Origin of the sequence: Parabacteroides goldsteinii (assembly GCF_020091425.1) — a bacterium.
Lineage (GTDB): Bacteria > Bacteroidota > Bacteroidia > Bacteroidales > Tannerellaceae > Parabacteroides > Parabacteroides goldsteinii.
On sequence record NZ_CP081906.1, the window covers coordinates 610,181 to 627,309 of the forward strand.

A 17,129-nucleotide genomic window follows, 5' to 3' on the forward strand; every position below is an offset into this window, starting at 1 on the left:
GAAAATTAAAGAGACGTGCAGATATTTTATACGCCGGATATTGCAGTGAATCCGGAACTGCCGGAAGAGGAGGCAGGTCACTGTATTCGTGTACTTCGTCTGACCGAAGGCGATGAAATTTTGCTGACTGATGGTAAAGGAACTTTTTATAAGGCGGCTATCAGTCGTGCCCATCATAAACATTGCGAAGTGTCCATTCTGGAGAGTTGGCAGCAATCGGCTTTATGGAACTTCCACCTTCATATCGCAGTTGCTCCGACAAAAAATATGGATCGGATGGAATGGTTTGCAGAGAAAGCGACCGAGATCGGTATTGATGCCATTACCTGCCTGAATTGTCGTTTCTCAGAACGCCGGGAGATAAAACCTGCCCGTCTGGAAAAGATCCTGGTCAGTGCCATGAAGCAGTCACAAAAGGCGACACTACCCCGGCTGGAAGGGATGACTGATTTCAAATCATTTGTCAGCCAACCTTTTGACGGCCGTAAGTTTATCGCTCATTGTGAGGATGGAGATAAAACATTATTAAAACAAACGTATCGTCCAGGTGAAAACGCTTTAGTATTGATCGGTCCTGAAGGAGACTTTAGTCCGGAAGAGATAGAACTGGCTCTAAAAAAGGGATTTGAACCTATCTCGTTGGGAGATAGCCGACTTCGCACAGAGACAGCTGCGTTGGTGGCTTGTCATACGATACATGTATTGAATCAATAAAGATTAAATATCATAGAAAAAAGGATATGTTAACCGAAGAAATACCTTTGGTTCGTATCCTTTTTTTATTTTTCTTTGAACCATACTTTAATACTTCAATGGAAAAGGAGGAGAGATATTGAAGGTTATGTTATATTAACATCCTGTTTTATGTTAATGGTAAAATACCATAATTTCCTGCGAATATCAAATAAATATTGATATAAGCTCGATTGTATATTTGTGCAAGAGGCATAAGTATGTATTAGCTAACCATCTTCTTTATTAAATAAAACATTATGATACCACTTTATCAGGAATTACCATTTACGAGCAATAGCTATATAAACTTCTATAAAGAAGATTTGCCACATTTTATTGTTCCGTGGCATTATCATCCTGAAATAGAAATTATGTATATATTGGAAGGTACCGGAACACGTTTTGTCGGGGACCATATTGACAGATACCAGGAAGGTGATGTTTGTATGGTAGGACCGAAGTTACCCCATGAATGGAGAAATGATGATGAATTCTTTAAACAAGGTGCCGGACTGAAGGCATCTTGCCTATGTTTGTTCTTTCTAAAAGATATTTTTGAAGAAAATCTGATCCGCTTACCGGAAATGAACAATATTCGTCAGTTGATAGAACGTTCCAGGCGCGGCATTAAGTTTATGGGAAAATCCAGAGATACGATCGGTTCTTTCATCCAACGTTCGGTGAATGATACCGGGGCTGCCCGTATTACCAACTTTATCTCGTTACTGGAAATGATGGCGACGACAGATGAATATGAGTTGCTGGCAAGTGTCGGATTCACGGAATCTGTCAATTCTTCGGATTTTGAAAGATTCGATAAAGTATACCAGTATATGATGAAGAATTTTACAAAGCCGATAAAACTGGAAGAAGTCGCTTCACTGGTTGGTTTGACGCCTAATGCTTTCTGCCGTTATTTCAGGGGACGTACCAAAAAGACATTTGTACAGTACTTGAATGATATACGTATCGGGCATGCTAAAAAGCTATTGATAGAAGGACGTATGAAGATTTCGACGTTAAGTATGGAGGCTGGTTTTAATAATTTGTCAAACTTTATTGAGCAGTTTAAACGCTCCACAAAGATGTCGCCGTCAGAATATCAGAAAAAGTTCGGAGTAAAAAACCGGAAAGTTATCTGATTTCAAATTTATGGTAAAATACCAGCATTATGTGCAAAAATAAAGAAAAGAAGTAGGCTTAACTGACTATATCTTTGCCATATAGAAATCTGAGATATAGTTAACAGTTATAATTCTAATAATAGAAAGCCTATGGATACACAAGCATTTTGAATAAAGAGTTTTATAGTGTAAATGCAAATTATCCCGTTTAAGTAATGAATATGGACAGAAGGAATTTTATAAAACAAACTACTATGGCAACTTTGGGTAGCCTTGCCTCTTTTGATCTGTTTGGAACTTCTTCTTTTAATGCGGAAGTTCCGGGAATGAGTAAGAGAAAGGTCTCGCCCCGTGCAATTACCATGTGGGACTTTTCCTGGTTGGAACGTCGTTGGCCGGGAGCCGGTTATGAAGACTGGGATAAGGTGTTGGATGAATTGCTCGAACGTGGTTATAATGCGATACGTATTGATGCTTATCCGCATCTGGTCGCAGAGAATCCGACCGGGAAATGGATGTTGAATGAAGTCTGGAACCAGCAAGTTTGGGGAAGTCCGGATTTGAATGAAGTACAGGTTCAGCCTGCTTTGAATGAGTTTCTTACAAAATGTCGGGAACGCGATATCAAGGTAGGACTTTCTTCTTGGTATCGTCAGGACGTAGATGGTACTAGGATGAAGATAACAACCCCAGACAAGATGGCTGATTGCTGGATATCAACTCTTAAATCTATAGAAACAGACGGGCTGTTGGATACTGTATTATTTGTGGATCTGTGTAATGAATGGCCGGGAAATTTGTGGGCTCCTTTCTTTTCATCCCAATATCCGCATGTTGTATGGGGACAATGGTATAAGGAAGAGTCGCTTCAGTGGATGAAACATGCTTTGAACCGGATGAGGAAAGAATATCCGGATATGCCTTTCCTCTTTTCCTTTGATTATGGGGATGTTCAGAAATATGAGGAAGTAGACACTTCTTTCCTGGATTTGTATGAGCATCATATATGGATGGTTCATCAGAATAACAGCGAGTTTTATAAGATCGTGGATTATAAGGATGGACAGTTTTCTCCCGAAGCCTATAAGAAAGTGGTGAGATCTGCTGAAAAGCTTTACCGGGAGAAACCATTGTATTGGCAGAAGTTGCTAACCGATAAAATAGAACTGACAGGGAAAATCGCAAGAAAAACAGGACGGCCTCTTATTACTACGGAATGCTGGGGGATTGTAGATTATAAAGACTGGCCTCTGCTGAATTGGGATTGGGTGAAAGAACTTTGTGCTTTAGGAACAATAGCGGCTGCTCAAACGGGGATGTGGGCAGGAATAGCTACGAGTAATTTTTGCGGACCGCAGTTTGCCGGTATGTGGAGAGATGTAAAATGGCATCAGGAATTGACCGCAATAATCAGGTCGGCTGTGTTGGATGAATCTATTGTCATGAATAATGAAATAGCTGCTAAATTATTGAGACGGCTTTAAGTTTCAGTTATCAAAAAGTCTCATGTTAAAATTTATATAAGCGAGAACATATTGTTCCCGCCAGGGGAATTACATTAAAAAAAATAGTGATTAATCAATTAAATCAATTCTTTTATGGAAAAGAAAAATAGAAGTTTTTATCTGGTTTTCATTTCCGTTTTCCTGCTTTTAGGAAACCTGCTGGCAGAAGCTCAAACGGGAAGGACTATTTCCGGGATTGTTGTATCGGAGGTCGGTAATGAACCTCTGATAGGTGTAAACGTTGTTCAGAAAGGGACTACAAACGGTGCAGTTACGGACCTGGACGGACGATTTACCTTGACTGTTCCGGACGGAAGTGTTTTACAAATTACGTATATCGGTTATCAGGAACAGTTATTGACTGTCAGGCCCAACATTGCGATCTATCAGGTTACTTTAAAAGAAGATTCGCAGGCTTTGGATGAAGTTGTTGTGGTGGGCTATGGCATTCAGAAGAAAAAACTGGTAACAGGTGCGACTGTACAGGTGAAGGGAGACGATATTCAGAAGCTGAACACGGTGAGTGCTTTGGGTGCTTTGCAAAGTCAGACTCCTGGGGTGAACATTACCCAATCATCCGGTATGCCGGGCGAAGGTTTCAATGTGACGATACGTGGTTTGGGTACAACCGGTTCTTCGGGACCTTTATACATTATAGACGGGGTTACCGGTGCGGATATCAATAATCTGAATCCTGCCGATATCGAATCTATTGATGTGCTGAAAGATGCGGCATCAGCTGCTATCTACGGATCACGTGCTGCGAATGGTGTTGTATTGGTGACGACAAAACAGGGGCGTGCCGGAAAAGCAACCATATCTTATGACGGATATTTTGGTGTGCAGAATGTATATAAAATGGTTCCGACACTGAATGCACAGGAATATGCGATGATACAGAATGAAGGTCGTTTAATGGATGGCCTGCCTGCTTATGATTTTAGTTCGATGGTACCCAACTGGGAAAGTTATGCCAATGGAACGAACAAAGGGACGAACTGGTTGGATGAAATGAGGAATGAGAATGCCCCGGTCCAGAATCATGCTCTGAATATTACGGGAGGAAGCGAACAGTCCGTTTATTCTATCGGTATTTCCTATACTTCACAGGAAGGTATTCTGGGTAAACCTGTACAACCCAAGTATGATCGTTATACATTTCGTTTGAATACCGAGCACATTTTATTAAAAAATAAGGACTTTGATATCATTAAGTTTGGAGAGAACCTGACATATTCTTATACTGAAAAATCGGGAATCTCTATCGGCAACCAGTATCAGAATGATATCAACGGTGCGTTGAAAGCCAATCCGTTCCTTCCTATGTATGACGAAGACGGGAATTATCATTATGCACTGGATTGGGATCCTACTGGTGAAAACCCGGTTGCCCTGATGGATTATGCACATGGTCAGAACCTGACAAAGAAACATAACATTAAAGCGAATGCCTACGTGACTTTACAGCCGATCAAAAACCTGAAGATCAGGAGCAGCTTCGGTTTGACAATGGAAGCTAATTCCTATCGCAGTTTTAAACCGGTTTATGAGTTGGCTTCGAATGTGTATAATAAAGAGAATGAGGTGACTCAACGTATGTTTATCAATTCCGGATGGCTTTGGGAAAATACGGTAAGTTATGATTTCAAAATCAATAATAATCATAATTTCAGCGCCTTGATCGGTCAGTCTATGGAACGGAGTGGTTTAGGTGACAATTTATCGGCCAGCAATGTCAACTCGATTTTCGATGACTTCGATCATGCCTATCTGGATAATACAACTGTTATCTATGCCGATAAAACAACAGTCGGTGGTTCTCCTTATATGAAGAACGGGATCTTACAGAAAAGAGGGATCGCTTCTTTCTTCGGTCGTATCAATTATGATTATAAGGAAACTTATTTGTTGACCCTGGTCATGCGTGCCGATGGTTCATCGAATTTTGCTAAAGGAAATCGCTGGGGTTATTTCCCTTCAGTTTCTGCCGGTTGGGTGATGAGTAACGAAGCATTTATGGAGCCGACGAGAAATTATCTCGATTTCCTTAAAATCCGTGCCAGCTGGGGACAAAACGGTAATCAGGATATCGATCCGTTCCAGTATCTGGCAACGATCTCGTCCCTGAAGTCCAATTATTTCTTCGGACCGGACAAGCAAACTATTTCTTCCGGGGCTTATCCCGATATTTTACCTAATAAGGATGTAACGTGGGAAACTTCCGAACAGCTGGATTTAGGTCTGGATGCCCGTTTCCTGGGTAGCCGTCTGGGACTTTCATTCGACTATTATATAAAGACAACCAAAGATTGGTTGGTACAGGCTCCTATTCTGGATTCCTACGGTACGAACGCTCCTTATATCAATGGCGGTGATGTTCGGAATAAAGGTATTGAACTGGCTTTGAACTGGAATGACCATGTTGGAGATTTTACTTACGGGGTAAACCTGAATTTGTCGCATAATAAGAATGAAGTAACCCGTATTGCCAACTCCGAAGGAATTATTCACGGAAGTCCGAATATTCTGAGTGAAGGTACAACGGAAATGTACCGGGCACAGGAAGGATACCCGATCGGTTATTTCTATGGGTATAAAACGTTGGGTGTTTTCCAGAGTGAAAAGCAGATTGCAGAATATACCGGAGCAAAACTGTCAGGTACAGCCCCCGGTGACTTGATTTTTGCAGATACGAACAAGGATGGTGTGATTGATGATAAAGATAAATGTATGATCGGTAACCCGCATCCGGATGTTACAATGGGATTGACTCTGAATTTCGGATATAAAGGATTTGACTTGGGGATAACGACAAATGCTGTATTCGGTAACCAAATCGCCAAGTCGTACCGGTCGTTTACAGACCAGCCGAAAGAAAACTATACAACAGACATTTTAGGCCGTTGGCATGGTGAAGGCACTTCCAACCGCTTGCCTCGTGTTGCATCCGGAACGAATGTAAACTGGCTGTACATATCGGATATATTCATTGAAGACGGGGATTATTTCCGTATCCAGAATGTGACTTTAGGATATGACTTTAAGAAACTATTCCCCCGTATGCCGTTGGGTCAGGCCCGGTTGTATGTGACAGCTCAGAATCTGGCAACCTTTACCAAATATTCAGGAATGGATCCGGAAATCGGGTATGGTGCAGATAAGAGTTGGGTGTCCGGTATCGATGTCGGCTTTTATCCAAGTCCGAGAACATATATGATAGGTGTTAATTTAAAATTCTAATCGATTTAAAATATGAAAAAGATAGCATTTCTTTCATTACTCGTATTCCTGTTTACAGGTTGCGACGGTTTTCTGGATTCAGAAAATCTGGTGAAAAAGGATACGTCGAGTTTTCCGGAAACATCGCAGGATGCATTGGATGCGTTAACCGGAGTGTATTCCATATTACCATCCGTGAATGTAAACCAATGCACTTTCCTGGTATCCGAATTGCTTTCGGATGACCGTCTGGGAGGTGGAGCTGCCGTAGATAGAAGCTGGGCTGCAATGGATCAACTTAAAAAGATAAATGACGATATGTTCCCGGATTTCTGGAAAAAAATGTATCAGGGGATTTTCCGTTCCAATATGTTGCTGGAAACTCTCGATGTGGTAAAGACATGGGAAAAGCCGGAGTTGAAAGATCAGATAGCGGCTGAAGCCCGGTTTCTGCGTGCTTACTTCTATTTTGAATTATGCCGTATGTTTGGAACGGTACCTTTGGTTCTGACGACAGAAGCTGTGAATAATCCGCGGGCCGAAGCCAGAGAGTTATATGCTCAGATGGCGAATGATTTGAAATATGCCATTCAGACGTTGCCGGATAAAAAATATGAAGTAAAAGACAGCCAGTTGGGACATGCAACGAAATGGGCTGCCGAATCATTGATGGCACGTGTCTATTTATTTTATACCGGATATTATAAGCAGGACGCCCTGCCATTGACTGAAGGCGGTTCTGTGACAAAACAGGAAGTGATCAACTGGTTGGATGACTGTATTAATAATAGCGGTCATGGGCTGGTTTCCAATTTTGGTAATTTATGGCCTTACGCAAATTCCGCTACGGCTCCTGATTATAAGTTCGCTACAGATAATAACCTGAGTTGGGTGGGAGATGACCAGAATAATGAAACGATCTTTTCCATTAAATATTCTGCAATGGGTAATCATTCTACCAGTATTTATTATGGAAACCAACCGGTACTTTATTTCTCCATTCGTGAACAACCGAATTATGAGAATATATTTCCGTTCGGACAAGGTTGGGGAGCAGGACCGGTCAGTACTAATCTGATAAGCGACTGGGAGATAAGCGAACCGAATGACTTCAGGCGTGCCGCTTCTATCCTGGACGTAAACGATCCGGATGAGAATATAAAAAGTTATACCTGGGGAGCCAGTATGCAGATACAGGAAACAGGTTATTGGCAGAAGAAGTATATCGCAATAAACGCACATCAGGCAAAGTCGGACGGAACGACAGCTTGTGTTAATTACAGTTGCATATTGTATGGACGAACTCCTGACTTCCAGATCGATAACACACAGGATCAGGTGATCATCCGCTTTGCAGATGTATTGCTGATGATGGCAGAGCTGAAACAGGATGTCAGTTATTTGAACCGGGTACGTGAACGTGCCGGTTTAACCCCTCTGGCTGCTTATACGGATAGGGCATTGCAGAATGAACGCCGTTGGGAACTAGCCTTTGAAGGTTCCCGTTATTATGATTTGCTTCGTTGGGGCATTGCAGGCGAATCCCTTGAAAAACAGAACGGCGTAAAAGTTAAGAATAATGGAGTGGATGATGTGATGAATATGGGTAATCTGACACAACGTATCCAGGAAACGGGAGGATTCATGCCTATACCCAAAACACAGATTGATTTATCGGCCGGCGTACTTGAACAAACTCCGGGATGGGGTAATGATGCATTGTATTAATCAAACAGTTAAATGAAATTATATGAAAAAGATAATAATCGCTCTTTTTTCGCTACTGGCAATGTTTCAGTTGTCTTGTAATCCGATAGAGGAGGAGCATAAACAAGGTAGTGTGATCGCGGAAAGCGAGTTGAAGTTGGATGTATATCCGCTGACAGAGGGAGGAAATAAGATTGTTATGATCAATAATACTCCGATGGTCGGATCTCATTGGAATTATGGTTCAGGCATCTCTGTGCGTCAGCAGGATACGGTTCTGGTCCCGTTTTTAGGTGAGAAAGAGATTGTTTTCACCGGAATATGTGCTGGAGGAACCATTTCTACGACTCGTAAGGTGACTATTGACAATATTCTTTATCCGATAGAAGATGAATGGGCCATTTTTGCAGGAACGGATAAAAATGGTAAAGACTGGATGTGGGATTATACAAGTCCGGACGATGTCGTTTGGGGAAATGGCGGCTATCCCGGAAATACCGCTCCGGCCTGGGCAACGATCAAGGCGGGAGATATGGATGATCAAGATCCGGAAGTCGGGAAAGACGGCGTTATGCATTTCGACCTGAACGGTGCCGCCAATTTTACGAAGATAAGTCAGACCGGAAAAGTTGTGGAGAAGGGTAGTTTTAAGTTTGATATGACTAAACAGAAGGTGATGGCTGACGGAACTCCCTGGTCTATCGGTACATTGACAATTGTGGACGGAACGATCCTGAAAGGAGTTTCTCCGAACGAAGGAGGGAAAACGGTTCATGAATTTGACATTCTGAAGTTGACCGAAGATAAATTGGTCTTGGCGCATGTCTTGTCTAATGGCTGGGAAGCGTGGTTCTGGTGTTTTAAAGTGAAAAAATAAGAAGGAAAGGTGTGATAGATCATGAAAAAGATAGTTCTGCTTTGCATTTTATTCTGTCATTGCGTTTTAGCTTCGGCCCAATATGAACGGGCTGCGCAATGGGAAGAAAAGATTCAGGAGTTAAGGGATAAAAACAGTAAGGAAGGAATCCAACAAGGTTGTGTTTTATTTATAGGTAGCTCTACGTTTACACGATGGGGAGATACACAGAAGTATTTTCCAAACTCGGTGGTCGTGAACAGGGCATTCGGTGGTTCCATGATGTGCGATCAGATCTATTTTTTCGATGAAGTTGTCAAGCCTTTTAATCCTCGCCAGGTCGTTATCTATGAAGGCGATAATGATTTGAATGAGACGGAGACTACTCCTGAACAGTTTATGGAAGATGTCATTTGTATGAGCCGTCTCATTCATTATCATTATCCGGAATGCCGTATTCTGCTTGTTTCCATCAAGCCTTGTCCGGCGCGGGTGAACTCTTTTGAGAAATATAAGAAAGCCAATCGACTGATGGAAGAATATGCAGCATTGTATGATTATATGGATTATGTAAGTGTCTGGGATAAATTTGTCGATGAGAATGATTGCCCTATTATGGAATACTTCAAAGAAGACCATATTCATATCACTCCTGAAGCATATCTTCTTTTTAAAGAAGTGATGGAAGATAAATTGTTGAAAAAGTAGGTAAAACTATGACAAAGATATATTGGTTAAGTTTGCTGGCATTCCTGTTGATCGGAGCGTCAGTACAGGGGCAGAGTAACTTGAATTTCGGACGGACCGTCAAGCAACAGGCTGATGAACTTCCCCGTTCAAAAGCCGGAAAGATTATAACGGAAAGGAAAGCCTACCAAGCCGTATCCGGACAGTTACAAAAGGATGAAGAAGGTAATTTCCTGCTTTCCAGCGGTTGGGAGATGATCGAAGGATATAAGCTGGCAGGAAAAGGTATATCTTTGTGGGATACCCGGACAAATGCCGATGAATGGTATAATGCGGTTGTGCCGGGAACAGTCCTTACCACACTGGTTGAACAGTCAGTATATCCGGATCCTTATTATGGCCTGAATAACTTACTGATACCGGATACGCTTTGCCGTATGGACTGGTGGTACCGTATCTCATTCGAGATACCTCAGACGATGAAGGATACGGACTATCAGATATTACTGAACGGTATCAACTATAAGGCGGATATCTGGTTGAACGGTATCCGCCTGGGTACAATGAACGGAGCCTTTAAAAGAGGCTTGTATCCTGTGGCCGGTTTATTGGATAAACAGGGAATGAATACATTAGCCGTTCATATTTTTCCACCCAATAATCCGGGTATTCCGTTTGAAGAGAATAAGGAATGGTTTGGCGGTAATGGTGGTGCCCTTTGTCTGGACGGACCGACTTTTATCTCTTCGGAAGGATGGGACTGGATACCTGGTATCCGGGATAGGAATATAGGTATCTGGCAGGATGTCAGACTGGTTCCGGTAGGTGATGTCCTGATGGAAGATCCTCAGGTCATCACAGATCTACCATTGCCGGATACGACTTATGCCGATATTAAAATTAAAACGCGGTTGGTGAATACAACCCCGGAGACACAAACGGTTTCCGTGAATGGAAAGATAGGAGATATCTCTTTTTCACAGGAAGTAATACTGAAACCTTCCGAACAAAAAAATATAAGTTTCACACCGGAGCAATTCGGACAACTCCGTATCCATAACCCTGCTTTATGGTGGCCGAACGGTTATGGGGCACAGGCTTTGTATAAATTATCCCTGACTGTGGCTCAGGAGGATCAGGTAAAGCAAAAGAAAGAGATCCGTTTTGGTATCCGGGAACTTTCTTATGAACTGATGGCACAGACTGCCGAAAAGGAAAATATACGTTTTCAGTATAGCCCTACGGATGTAGGGGAAGGAAGATCTTTGTTTGATTATAAGAAACGTGTACCGGTGGAGAGTCCGGCTTTTTCTTCGATAGTCATTCCTTCGTTAACTGACGGAGCAATACAATACCTCCGGAAGGAGACCACTCAGCCGGAAAATCCTTTCCTGACTATTTGTGTAAACGGAAAGCGTATCTTCTGCCGCGGGGGAAACTGGGGAATGGATGATGGTATGAAACGGGTAACCCGTGAACGGTTGGAACCTTATTTCCGTTTGCATAAGGAAGCCAATTTTACCATGGTGAGAAACTGGACCGGAGAATCTACGGAAGAATTGTTTTATACTCTTTGTGATGAATACGGTTTGCTCGTTTGGAATGACTTTTCCATTTCGACTCAGGGATACAACCTGGAACCGTTGGATGATGAATTATTCCTTGCCAATGCCCGGGATATTGTCCTTCGTTTCCGTAATCACCCCTCTATTGCCATCTGGTGTCCGCGTAATGAAGGATATGCTCCGGAAATATTGGAAGACGGTTTTCAGAAGATAATCAGTGCAGTGGATGGTACCCGGCATTATCATGGGAACTCCAGGGATTTGAATCTTTGTTCAAGCGGTCCGTGGCACTACATTGATAATCAGTTGGAGTATCTGACCGGAAAAGCGGATGGTTTCAGTACGGAGTTGGGAGCACCGTCCGTACCGACCGTCGAAACTCTTCGCAAATTTATACCGGAAGAAGATCTATGGCCTATCGGTGATGTTTGGTATTACCATGATTTACACTATGAAAGTTTCGATTGGAAAAACTATATCCGTGATGTGGAAAAGTTAGGACAGGCTCCGTCACGTAATGCGGATGAATTCTGTTCACGTGCCCAGTTCATTAATTATAATCTGTATCGCAATATGTTTGAAGCCTGGAATCAGAAAATGTGGAACTATGCCAGTGGTCTGTTGTTATGGATGAGCCATCCGGCATGGCCAAGCATGATCTGGCAGACTTATTCATATGATTATGAGACGCACGGTTCTTTTTATGGAGCGAAGAAAGCCTGCGAACCGATACATGTTCAATGGAATTCAGTAAACAAAAAACTACAGGTCGTTAATACGACACTTGAAAATATACCGGATGCAAAAGTCTTTTTCAGGGTGTACGATTTGAAAGGAAAGCAATTGTATGAGAAAAAGATCTCTGTGGAATTAGAAGCAAACAAGCTGACAGACTGTATGGAAATTGCTTTGCCTCCGGAAATCAGAGACGTTTCGCTCGTCCGGACCCAATTATCTGACCGGCGGGGAAAGATCGTCTCGGAGAATGATTATTGGATCAACCCTTCCGAACCAACCGATTTCTCTGTTTTACAGGAAGGAGGAAAATCTGAACTCCGCATAAAATGGAATACACCGAAGAAAAAGGATAATAAGATATTGATCCGGGCAGAGATAAAAAACAACTCGCAAAAGATCGCTACCGGTATCAAAGTGAATGTGCGAGACAAGGAATCGGGAAAGTCGCTATTGCCGGTATATGTTTCTGATGGTTACTTTAACCTGCTACCGGATGAACATAAACAGGTCAGTATAGAGATTCCCGAAAATCTGGCTGGCAAGGAGTATTACGTATCGGCTGATGAATGGATCAGATAATGAAGAAAATCAATGTGATAAAATAATGATTATGAGAACAAACAAGGTTTTTATACCCGAAGTCTTTTTTACCAATGATTGTCTTACAGGAGAAGATGTTGTGAAATCAACTCGTGTATTGGGTGATCTGGACGGGGTATTCCAGGATAAAGAGGCATATGGGAAGATGAATAAAGAACAGGTCGTTTATCATGTCAGCAGTTACCTCCCGGTTTTGGAGAGTACCCCCGGTGGCCTGTTCATGGGGATTACGACACTTTATTCCGGTAAGGTCGGGCAGGAGTATTTTATGACGAAAGGACATTTCCATTCCAACAGCGATCGGGCAGAGTTTTATTGGGGGGTGGAAGGTGAAGGTTGCCTGATTCTGATGGATGAGCAAAGGAATGTATGGGCTGAACGGATGTTTCCGGGAAGTCTTCATTACATCCCGGGAAAAGTAGCACACCGGGTAGCCAATACCGGGTATCAGAAATTGGTATTTTCCGCCTGTTGGCCTTCTGATGCCGGACATGATTATGCAACAATTGCCGATACAGGGTTTGCCCGGCGTCTGGTGGATGTAAACGGAGTTCCTACTTTAGTTTAAAGGATATGATTAAATATACTATTGGAATAGATTTGGGAGGTACCTTTATAAAGATAGGCTTGATCCGCTCCGGTAAAATTCTGCATTTTACTGTTTTACCGGCAGACTCGGAAAAAGGACTTCGGATCAATCTACCTAAAATAAAGGATGCAATCAATAATTTACTGCATAACAACGAAGTGCATATTTCTGAGTTGGCGGGAATCAGTCTGGCATTTCCCGGTATCGTGGATGTAAAACATTGCCAGGTGCTTGCCACAAACGAAAAATATGATGATGCGTGTGAGTTGAATTTACAACTTTGGTGTGAGTTGAATTGGGGAGTCCCTTTTTATATGGACAATGATACCCGGATGGCGACAGTTGGAGAATGGGAATGCGGAGCGGCTCGAGGATTGGATAATGTTGTCATGATGACGATCGGAACCGGGATAGGTACAGGAGTTATTTTAGATGGGCGTGTCCTGTATGGTGAACATTATCAGGCAGGTTCGTTAGGCGGCCATTTTGTTGTCGATTATAAAGGACGAAAATGCAGTTGTGGAAATGTCGGATGCGTAGAAGCGCTTTCTTCATCCTTTTTTCTTTCTTCTATTATAAAGGATAATACAAAATTGACGGCTTCGTTCAGGGACAAGGCTGACTGTTATGACTTTGAAGAAATATTTAGTCTGGCATCCCGGGGAGATATCGATGCTTTGCTTGTGAGAAACGAATGTATGGATGTATGGAGTGCTGCAATTGTGACCTATATACATGCTTATGATCCACAGGTTATTGTACTGGGAGGGGGAATTATGAAAAGTAAAGATGTCATATTGCCTTATATTCGTGAACGGGTGGAACGGCTGGCCTGGTGTCCCACGGAAAAGGTGAAGATTGTAGCATCGGAATTAGGAGATAATGCAGCAGTGTTGGCGGCAGAATATAGTTTTACCAGTAAAAGAAGAAAGAATGAAATCTTATCAGCCTGATCGTTCCGGTTACGATTTTACATTTGACCCGGGACTCGATATAAAATTAACCGGAGATCCGATAGGCTTTTCTTATGGTCCCGGAATTTTCGGACCAGAGGTAGAAACACGCAGGTTGAAGGATATTTCCTTGAGTTTGATGAACCCTGATTGTGATGGTCCTGATATAGTCTATTCGATAGCTATGGATGTCGGTAAAGCCGTGCATCGGGAATTACTGAAATCCATGCATCTGCTATACGGAGTTGTAACGTATGCAGCCGGTAAGCTGGGGACGGAACCTATCCGTAGCCAGGGGCATATTCATAAAGTATCCCCTTTCAGTAACTGGTCTACTCCGGAAGTGTATGAGATATGGTCCGGTGAGGCGATTATTTATATGCAGGAATATGCCGGAGACAGTCCCGGACGCTGTTTCGCCGTTTATGCCGGACCGGGAGATGTAGTAGTAGTTCCTCCTTACTGGGTACATGCTACTATCAGTGCAAATCCGGACAGGCCGTTGACCTTTGGTGCCTGGTGTGACCGAGAATATGGGTTTGTGTATGATGATGTTAGAAAACATAAAGGTATAGCCTGGTATCCGGTGTTCGACGGATCGGATGAGATTCAGTGGCAGGTTAATCCTTACTATCTGAAATCGGAATTGATATGCAAATCTCCATCGGATTATTCGATGTTGGGGATAAAAAAAGATCAATCTATTTATCGTACTTTTGAGGAGGAACCGGATACTTTTTTGTTTGTCCCGTCTCCGCAGATAAAAGAAGATTGTTGGAAGGAATTTGTTCCGTAGAAACATTTATATATAAATTTAATACCATGAAAACAGCGCATAACAAGATGTTGATTTATGTCATAGCCATTATTGCGGCAACCGGAGGTCTGCTTTTTGGCTTTGATACGGGAGTGATATCGGGAGCTATTCCTTTTTTTCAGAAGGATTTTGGAATAGACAATGGAATGGTTGAACTGATTACGTCGGCAGGGTTGTTGGGAGCCATCCTGGGTGCTTTGTTCTGTGGTAAACTGACGGACCGGTTAGGACGCAGAAAAGTGATTTTGGCATCTGCCGTTATTTTTGCGGTTGGGGCAGTCTGGTCAGGGATTGCTGCCGATGCCTGGAATTTAGTATTAGCCCGTCTTTTTCTGGGAGTAGCCATAGGCGTTTCCTCTTTTGCTGTTCCTTTATATATAGCTGAAATTTCACCGACAAAAGTGAGAGGTACGCTTGTCTCCATGTTCCAGCTAATGGTTACGATCGGGGTGTTGGTCTCTTATTTATCAGATTTGTATTTTGCGGATGAAAGTGATATGACTTGCTGGCGGCCGATGTTTTATGTGGGAGTTATTCCGGCTTGTATCCTTTTGATTGGTATGTTTTTTATGCCGGAAACTCCGCGTTGGCTGATGAGTCAGGGAAGGCATGACGAGAGTATCCGCATTCTGAACAGGATAGAAGGGAAAGCACAGGCAAAGATTTCTTTTCGGCAGATGCAGGAGGAGATAAAAAGAAGTGAAGCGGAGAAGTCCGGGTGGAGAGAGCTTTTACAACCCTGGTTGAGGACGCCTCTTATTATTTGCATAGGGATTATGTTCTTCCAGCAATTTGTCGGGATCAATACAGTGATCTATTATAGCCCTAAAATCTTTCTGATGGCAGGTTTTGACGGGACTGTTGCTGCTATATGGGCCTCTGTCGGGGTTGGATTGGTCAATGTTATTTTTACGGTTGTGTCTGTCTATTTTGTCGACCGCCTGGGAAGAAGAAAACTTTATTTTATAGGATTATCCGGAATTGTCGTTTCGCTTTTACTGTTAGGCTTGTGTTTTGTTTATGTAAATCAGTTGGGCGACTCTGTAAAATGGGTGGCTATTTTACTTATATTCTGTTATGTAGCATTCTTTGCCATCAGTATAGGACCTTTAGGATGGCTGATTATCTCGGAAATCTTCCCGTTGAAGTTACGTGGACTGGGAGCTTCCCTCGGTTCACTTTCCGTCTGGCTTTTTAACAGTATTGTTTCATTTACCTTCTTTAAGATCGTAAAAGCGCTGACAATACCGGGAAAAGAAATCCTTATGGAAGGAGAGGACCTGGGGAATCCTGCCGGTGCTTTCTGGTTTTACGGAGGGATTGCTTTTCTTGCGCTGATCTGGGGGTATTTTTATGTTCCTGAAACAAAGGGCGTCTCTCTGGAACAAATAGAATGTTTCTGGCGGAAGAGGGAAAGCCCTCGTAAGCTGAAATAATTCTTATATTTGTAGGGAACATAAAAATGTAGCCAATGACAGAGAAAGAAAAATGCCGTCAGGGTTTGTTGTATGATGCCAACTACGATGCTGAATTGTTGTCGGATCGTGAGAAAGCGAAAGAACAGCTTTACGATTATAACCGTCTGCGCCCTTCTCAGCAGGAAGAAAAGACGCAATTACTGAAATCTTTTTTGGGTAAAACAGGAAACAACCTGATCATCGAACCGCCTTTTGCTTGTGATTACGGATATAATATTGAAGTAGGAGAGAACTTCTATGCCAATGTAAACCTGGTTATTTTGGATGGAGCTAAGGTCTGTATCGGTGACAATGCTTTTATTGCCCCGAACGTTGGTATCTATACTGCCGGTCATCCGTTGGATGCAGAGCAGCGAAACCGTGGTCTTGAATATGCCCGTCCCGTAACTATCGGACATAATGTATGGATCGGTGCCGGTGTAAATATCCTGCCGGGAGTAACCATCGGTGATAATACCGTGATCGGTGCCGGCAGTGTGGTAACAAAAGATATTCCATCGAATGTACTGGCGGTAGGGAATCCTTGCCGGGTGGTCAAAGAGATAAAGTGATTTCA

13 protein-coding genes are annotated in these 17,129 nt (G+C 42.6%); all 13 read left to right on the forward strand.

Annotated elements, in window-relative coordinates; translation table 11 throughout:
• Positions 1 to 15: 15 nt before the first annotated feature.
• The 13 genes from K6V26_RS03380 (at position 16) to K6V26_RS03440 (ending at position 17,124) form a co-directional block, all read left to right on the forward strand.
• Positions 16 to 714 carry a 16S rRNA (uracil(1498)-N(3))-methyltransferase gene (locus K6V26_RS03380; RefSeq protein WP_224264609.1) on the forward strand — a complete coding sequence of 233 codons (699 nt, stop codon included), beginning with the start codon at positions 16 to 18 and terminating at the stop codon, positions 712 to 714.
• A gap of 278 nt (positions 715 to 992) precedes the next feature.
• On the forward strand, positions 993 to 1,877 hold the full coding sequence (locus K6V26_RS03385; RefSeq protein ID WP_224264610.1) for an AraC family transcriptional regulator: 885 nt from the start codon (positions 993 to 995) through the stop codon (positions 1,875 to 1,877).
• Between the two features lie 236 nt (positions 1,878 to 2,113).
• Positions 2,114 to 3,343, forward strand: a complete 1,230-nt coding sequence (locus K6V26_RS03390; RefSeq protein WP_224264611.1) for a cellulase-like family protein — start codon at positions 2,114 to 2,116, stop codon at positions 3,341 to 3,343.
• 114 nt (positions 3,344 to 3,457) lie between these two features.
• Positions 3,458 to 6,604 (forward strand): SusC/RagA family TonB-linked outer membrane protein, encoded by a 3,147-nt coding sequence (locus K6V26_RS03395; RefSeq protein WP_224264612.1) that lies wholly within the window; start codon positions 3,458 to 3,460, stop codon positions 6,602 to 6,604.
• A gap of 12 nt (positions 6,605 to 6,616) precedes the next feature.
• Positions 6,617 to 8,311, forward strand: a complete 1,695-nt coding sequence (locus K6V26_RS03400; RefSeq protein WP_224264613.1) for a RagB/SusD family nutrient uptake outer membrane protein — start codon at positions 6,617 to 6,619, stop codon at positions 8,309 to 8,311.
• 22 nt (positions 8,312 to 8,333) lie between these two features.
• Positions 8,334 to 9,167 carry a hypothetical protein gene (locus K6V26_RS03405; RefSeq protein ID WP_010800147.1) on the forward strand — a complete coding sequence of 278 codons (834 nt, stop codon included), beginning with the start codon at positions 8,334 to 8,336 and terminating at the stop codon, positions 9,165 to 9,167.
• Between the two features lie 21 nt (positions 9,168 to 9,188).
• Positions 9,189 to 9,854: a GDSL-type esterase/lipase family protein gene (locus K6V26_RS03410; protein WP_195438179.1), complete on the forward strand. Its 666-nt coding sequence runs from the start codon at positions 9,189 to 9,191 to the stop codon at positions 9,852 to 9,854.
• Between the two features lie 8 nt (positions 9,855 to 9,862).
• Complete coding sequence (locus tag K6V26_RS03415; protein WP_224264614.1) at positions 9,863 to 12,715, forward strand: glycoside hydrolase family 2 protein; 2,853 nt, start codon at positions 9,863 to 9,865, stop codon at positions 12,713 to 12,715.
• 31 nt (positions 12,716 to 12,746) lie between these two features.
• Positions 12,747 to 13,304: a glucose-6-phosphate isomerase family protein gene (locus tag K6V26_RS03420; protein ID WP_224264615.1), complete on the forward strand. Its 558-nt coding sequence runs from the start codon at positions 12,747 to 12,749 to the stop codon at positions 13,302 to 13,304.
• Positions 13,305 to 13,309: 5 nt separating this feature from the next.
• Positions 13,310 to 14,278, forward strand: coding sequence for an ROK family protein (locus K6V26_RS03425; protein WP_010800143.1), 969 nt, complete (start codon positions 13,310 to 13,312; stop codon positions 14,276 to 14,278).
• Positions 14,259 to 15,074 (forward strand): glucose-6-phosphate isomerase family protein, encoded by an 816-nt coding sequence (locus K6V26_RS03430; protein WP_224264616.1) that lies wholly within the window; start codon positions 14,259 to 14,261, stop codon positions 15,072 to 15,074. Before K6V26_RS03425 ends, K6V26_RS03430 begins: the two co-directional genes overlap by 20 nt.
• Before the next feature lie 26 nt (positions 15,075 to 15,100).
• Positions 15,101 to 16,531: a sugar porter family MFS transporter gene (locus K6V26_RS03435; RefSeq protein WP_224264617.1), complete on the forward strand. Its 1,431-nt coding sequence runs from the start codon at positions 15,101 to 15,103 to the stop codon at positions 16,529 to 16,531.
• 35 nt (positions 16,532 to 16,566) lie between these two features.
• Complete coding sequence (locus K6V26_RS03440; RefSeq protein ID WP_010800140.1) at positions 16,567 to 17,124, forward strand: sugar O-acetyltransferase; 558 nt, start codon at positions 16,567 to 16,569, stop codon at positions 17,122 to 17,124.
• Positions 17,125 to 17,129: the final 5 nt, after the last annotated feature.

What these genes read in the sequence shown, in the direction of transcription:
- K6V26_RS03385 (WP_224264610.1), top strand. Translation starts at nt 993, where the DNA reads ATGATACCACTTTATCAGGAATTACCATTTACGAGCAATAGCTATATA.
- K6V26_RS03390 (WP_224264611.1), top strand. Translation starts at nt 2,114, where the DNA reads ATGGCAACTTTGGGTAGCCTTGCCTCTTTTGATCTGTTTGGAACTTCT.
- K6V26_RS03395 (WP_224264612.1), top strand. Translation starts at nt 3,458, where the DNA reads ATGGAAAAGAAAAATAGAAGTTTTTATCTGGTTTTCATTTCCGTTTTC.
- K6V26_RS03400 (WP_224264613.1), top strand. Translation starts at nt 6,617, where the DNA reads ATGAAAAAGATAGCATTTCTTTCATTACTCGTATTCCTGTTTACAGGT.
- K6V26_RS03405 (WP_010800147.1), top strand. Translation starts at nt 8,334, where the DNA reads ATGAAAAAGATAATAATCGCTCTTTTTTCGCTACTGGCAATGTTTCAG.
- K6V26_RS03410 (WP_195438179.1), top strand. Translation starts at nt 9,189, where the DNA reads ATGAAAAAGATAGTTCTGCTTTGCATTTTATTCTGTCATTGCGTTTTA.
- K6V26_RS03415 (WP_224264614.1), top strand. Translation starts at nt 9,863, where the DNA reads ATGACAAAGATATATTGGTTAAGTTTGCTGGCATTCCTGTTGATCGGA.
- K6V26_RS03420 (WP_224264615.1), top strand. Translation starts at nt 12,747, where the DNA reads ATGAGAACAAACAAGGTTTTTATACCCGAAGTCTTTTTTACCAATGAT.
- K6V26_RS03425 (WP_010800143.1), top strand. Translation starts at nt 13,310, where the DNA reads ATGATTAAATATACTATTGGAATAGATTTGGGAGGTACCTTTATAAAG.
- K6V26_RS03430 (WP_224264616.1), top strand. Translation starts at nt 14,259, where the DNA reads ATGAAATCTTATCAGCCTGATCGTTCCGGTTACGATTTTACATTTGAC.
- K6V26_RS03435 (WP_224264617.1), top strand. Translation starts at nt 15,101, where the DNA reads ATGAAAACAGCGCATAACAAGATGTTGATTTATGTCATAGCCATTATT.
- K6V26_RS03440 (WP_010800140.1), top strand. Translation starts at nt 16,567, where the DNA reads ATGACAGAGAAAGAAAAATGCCGTCAGGGTTTGTTGTATGATGCCAAC.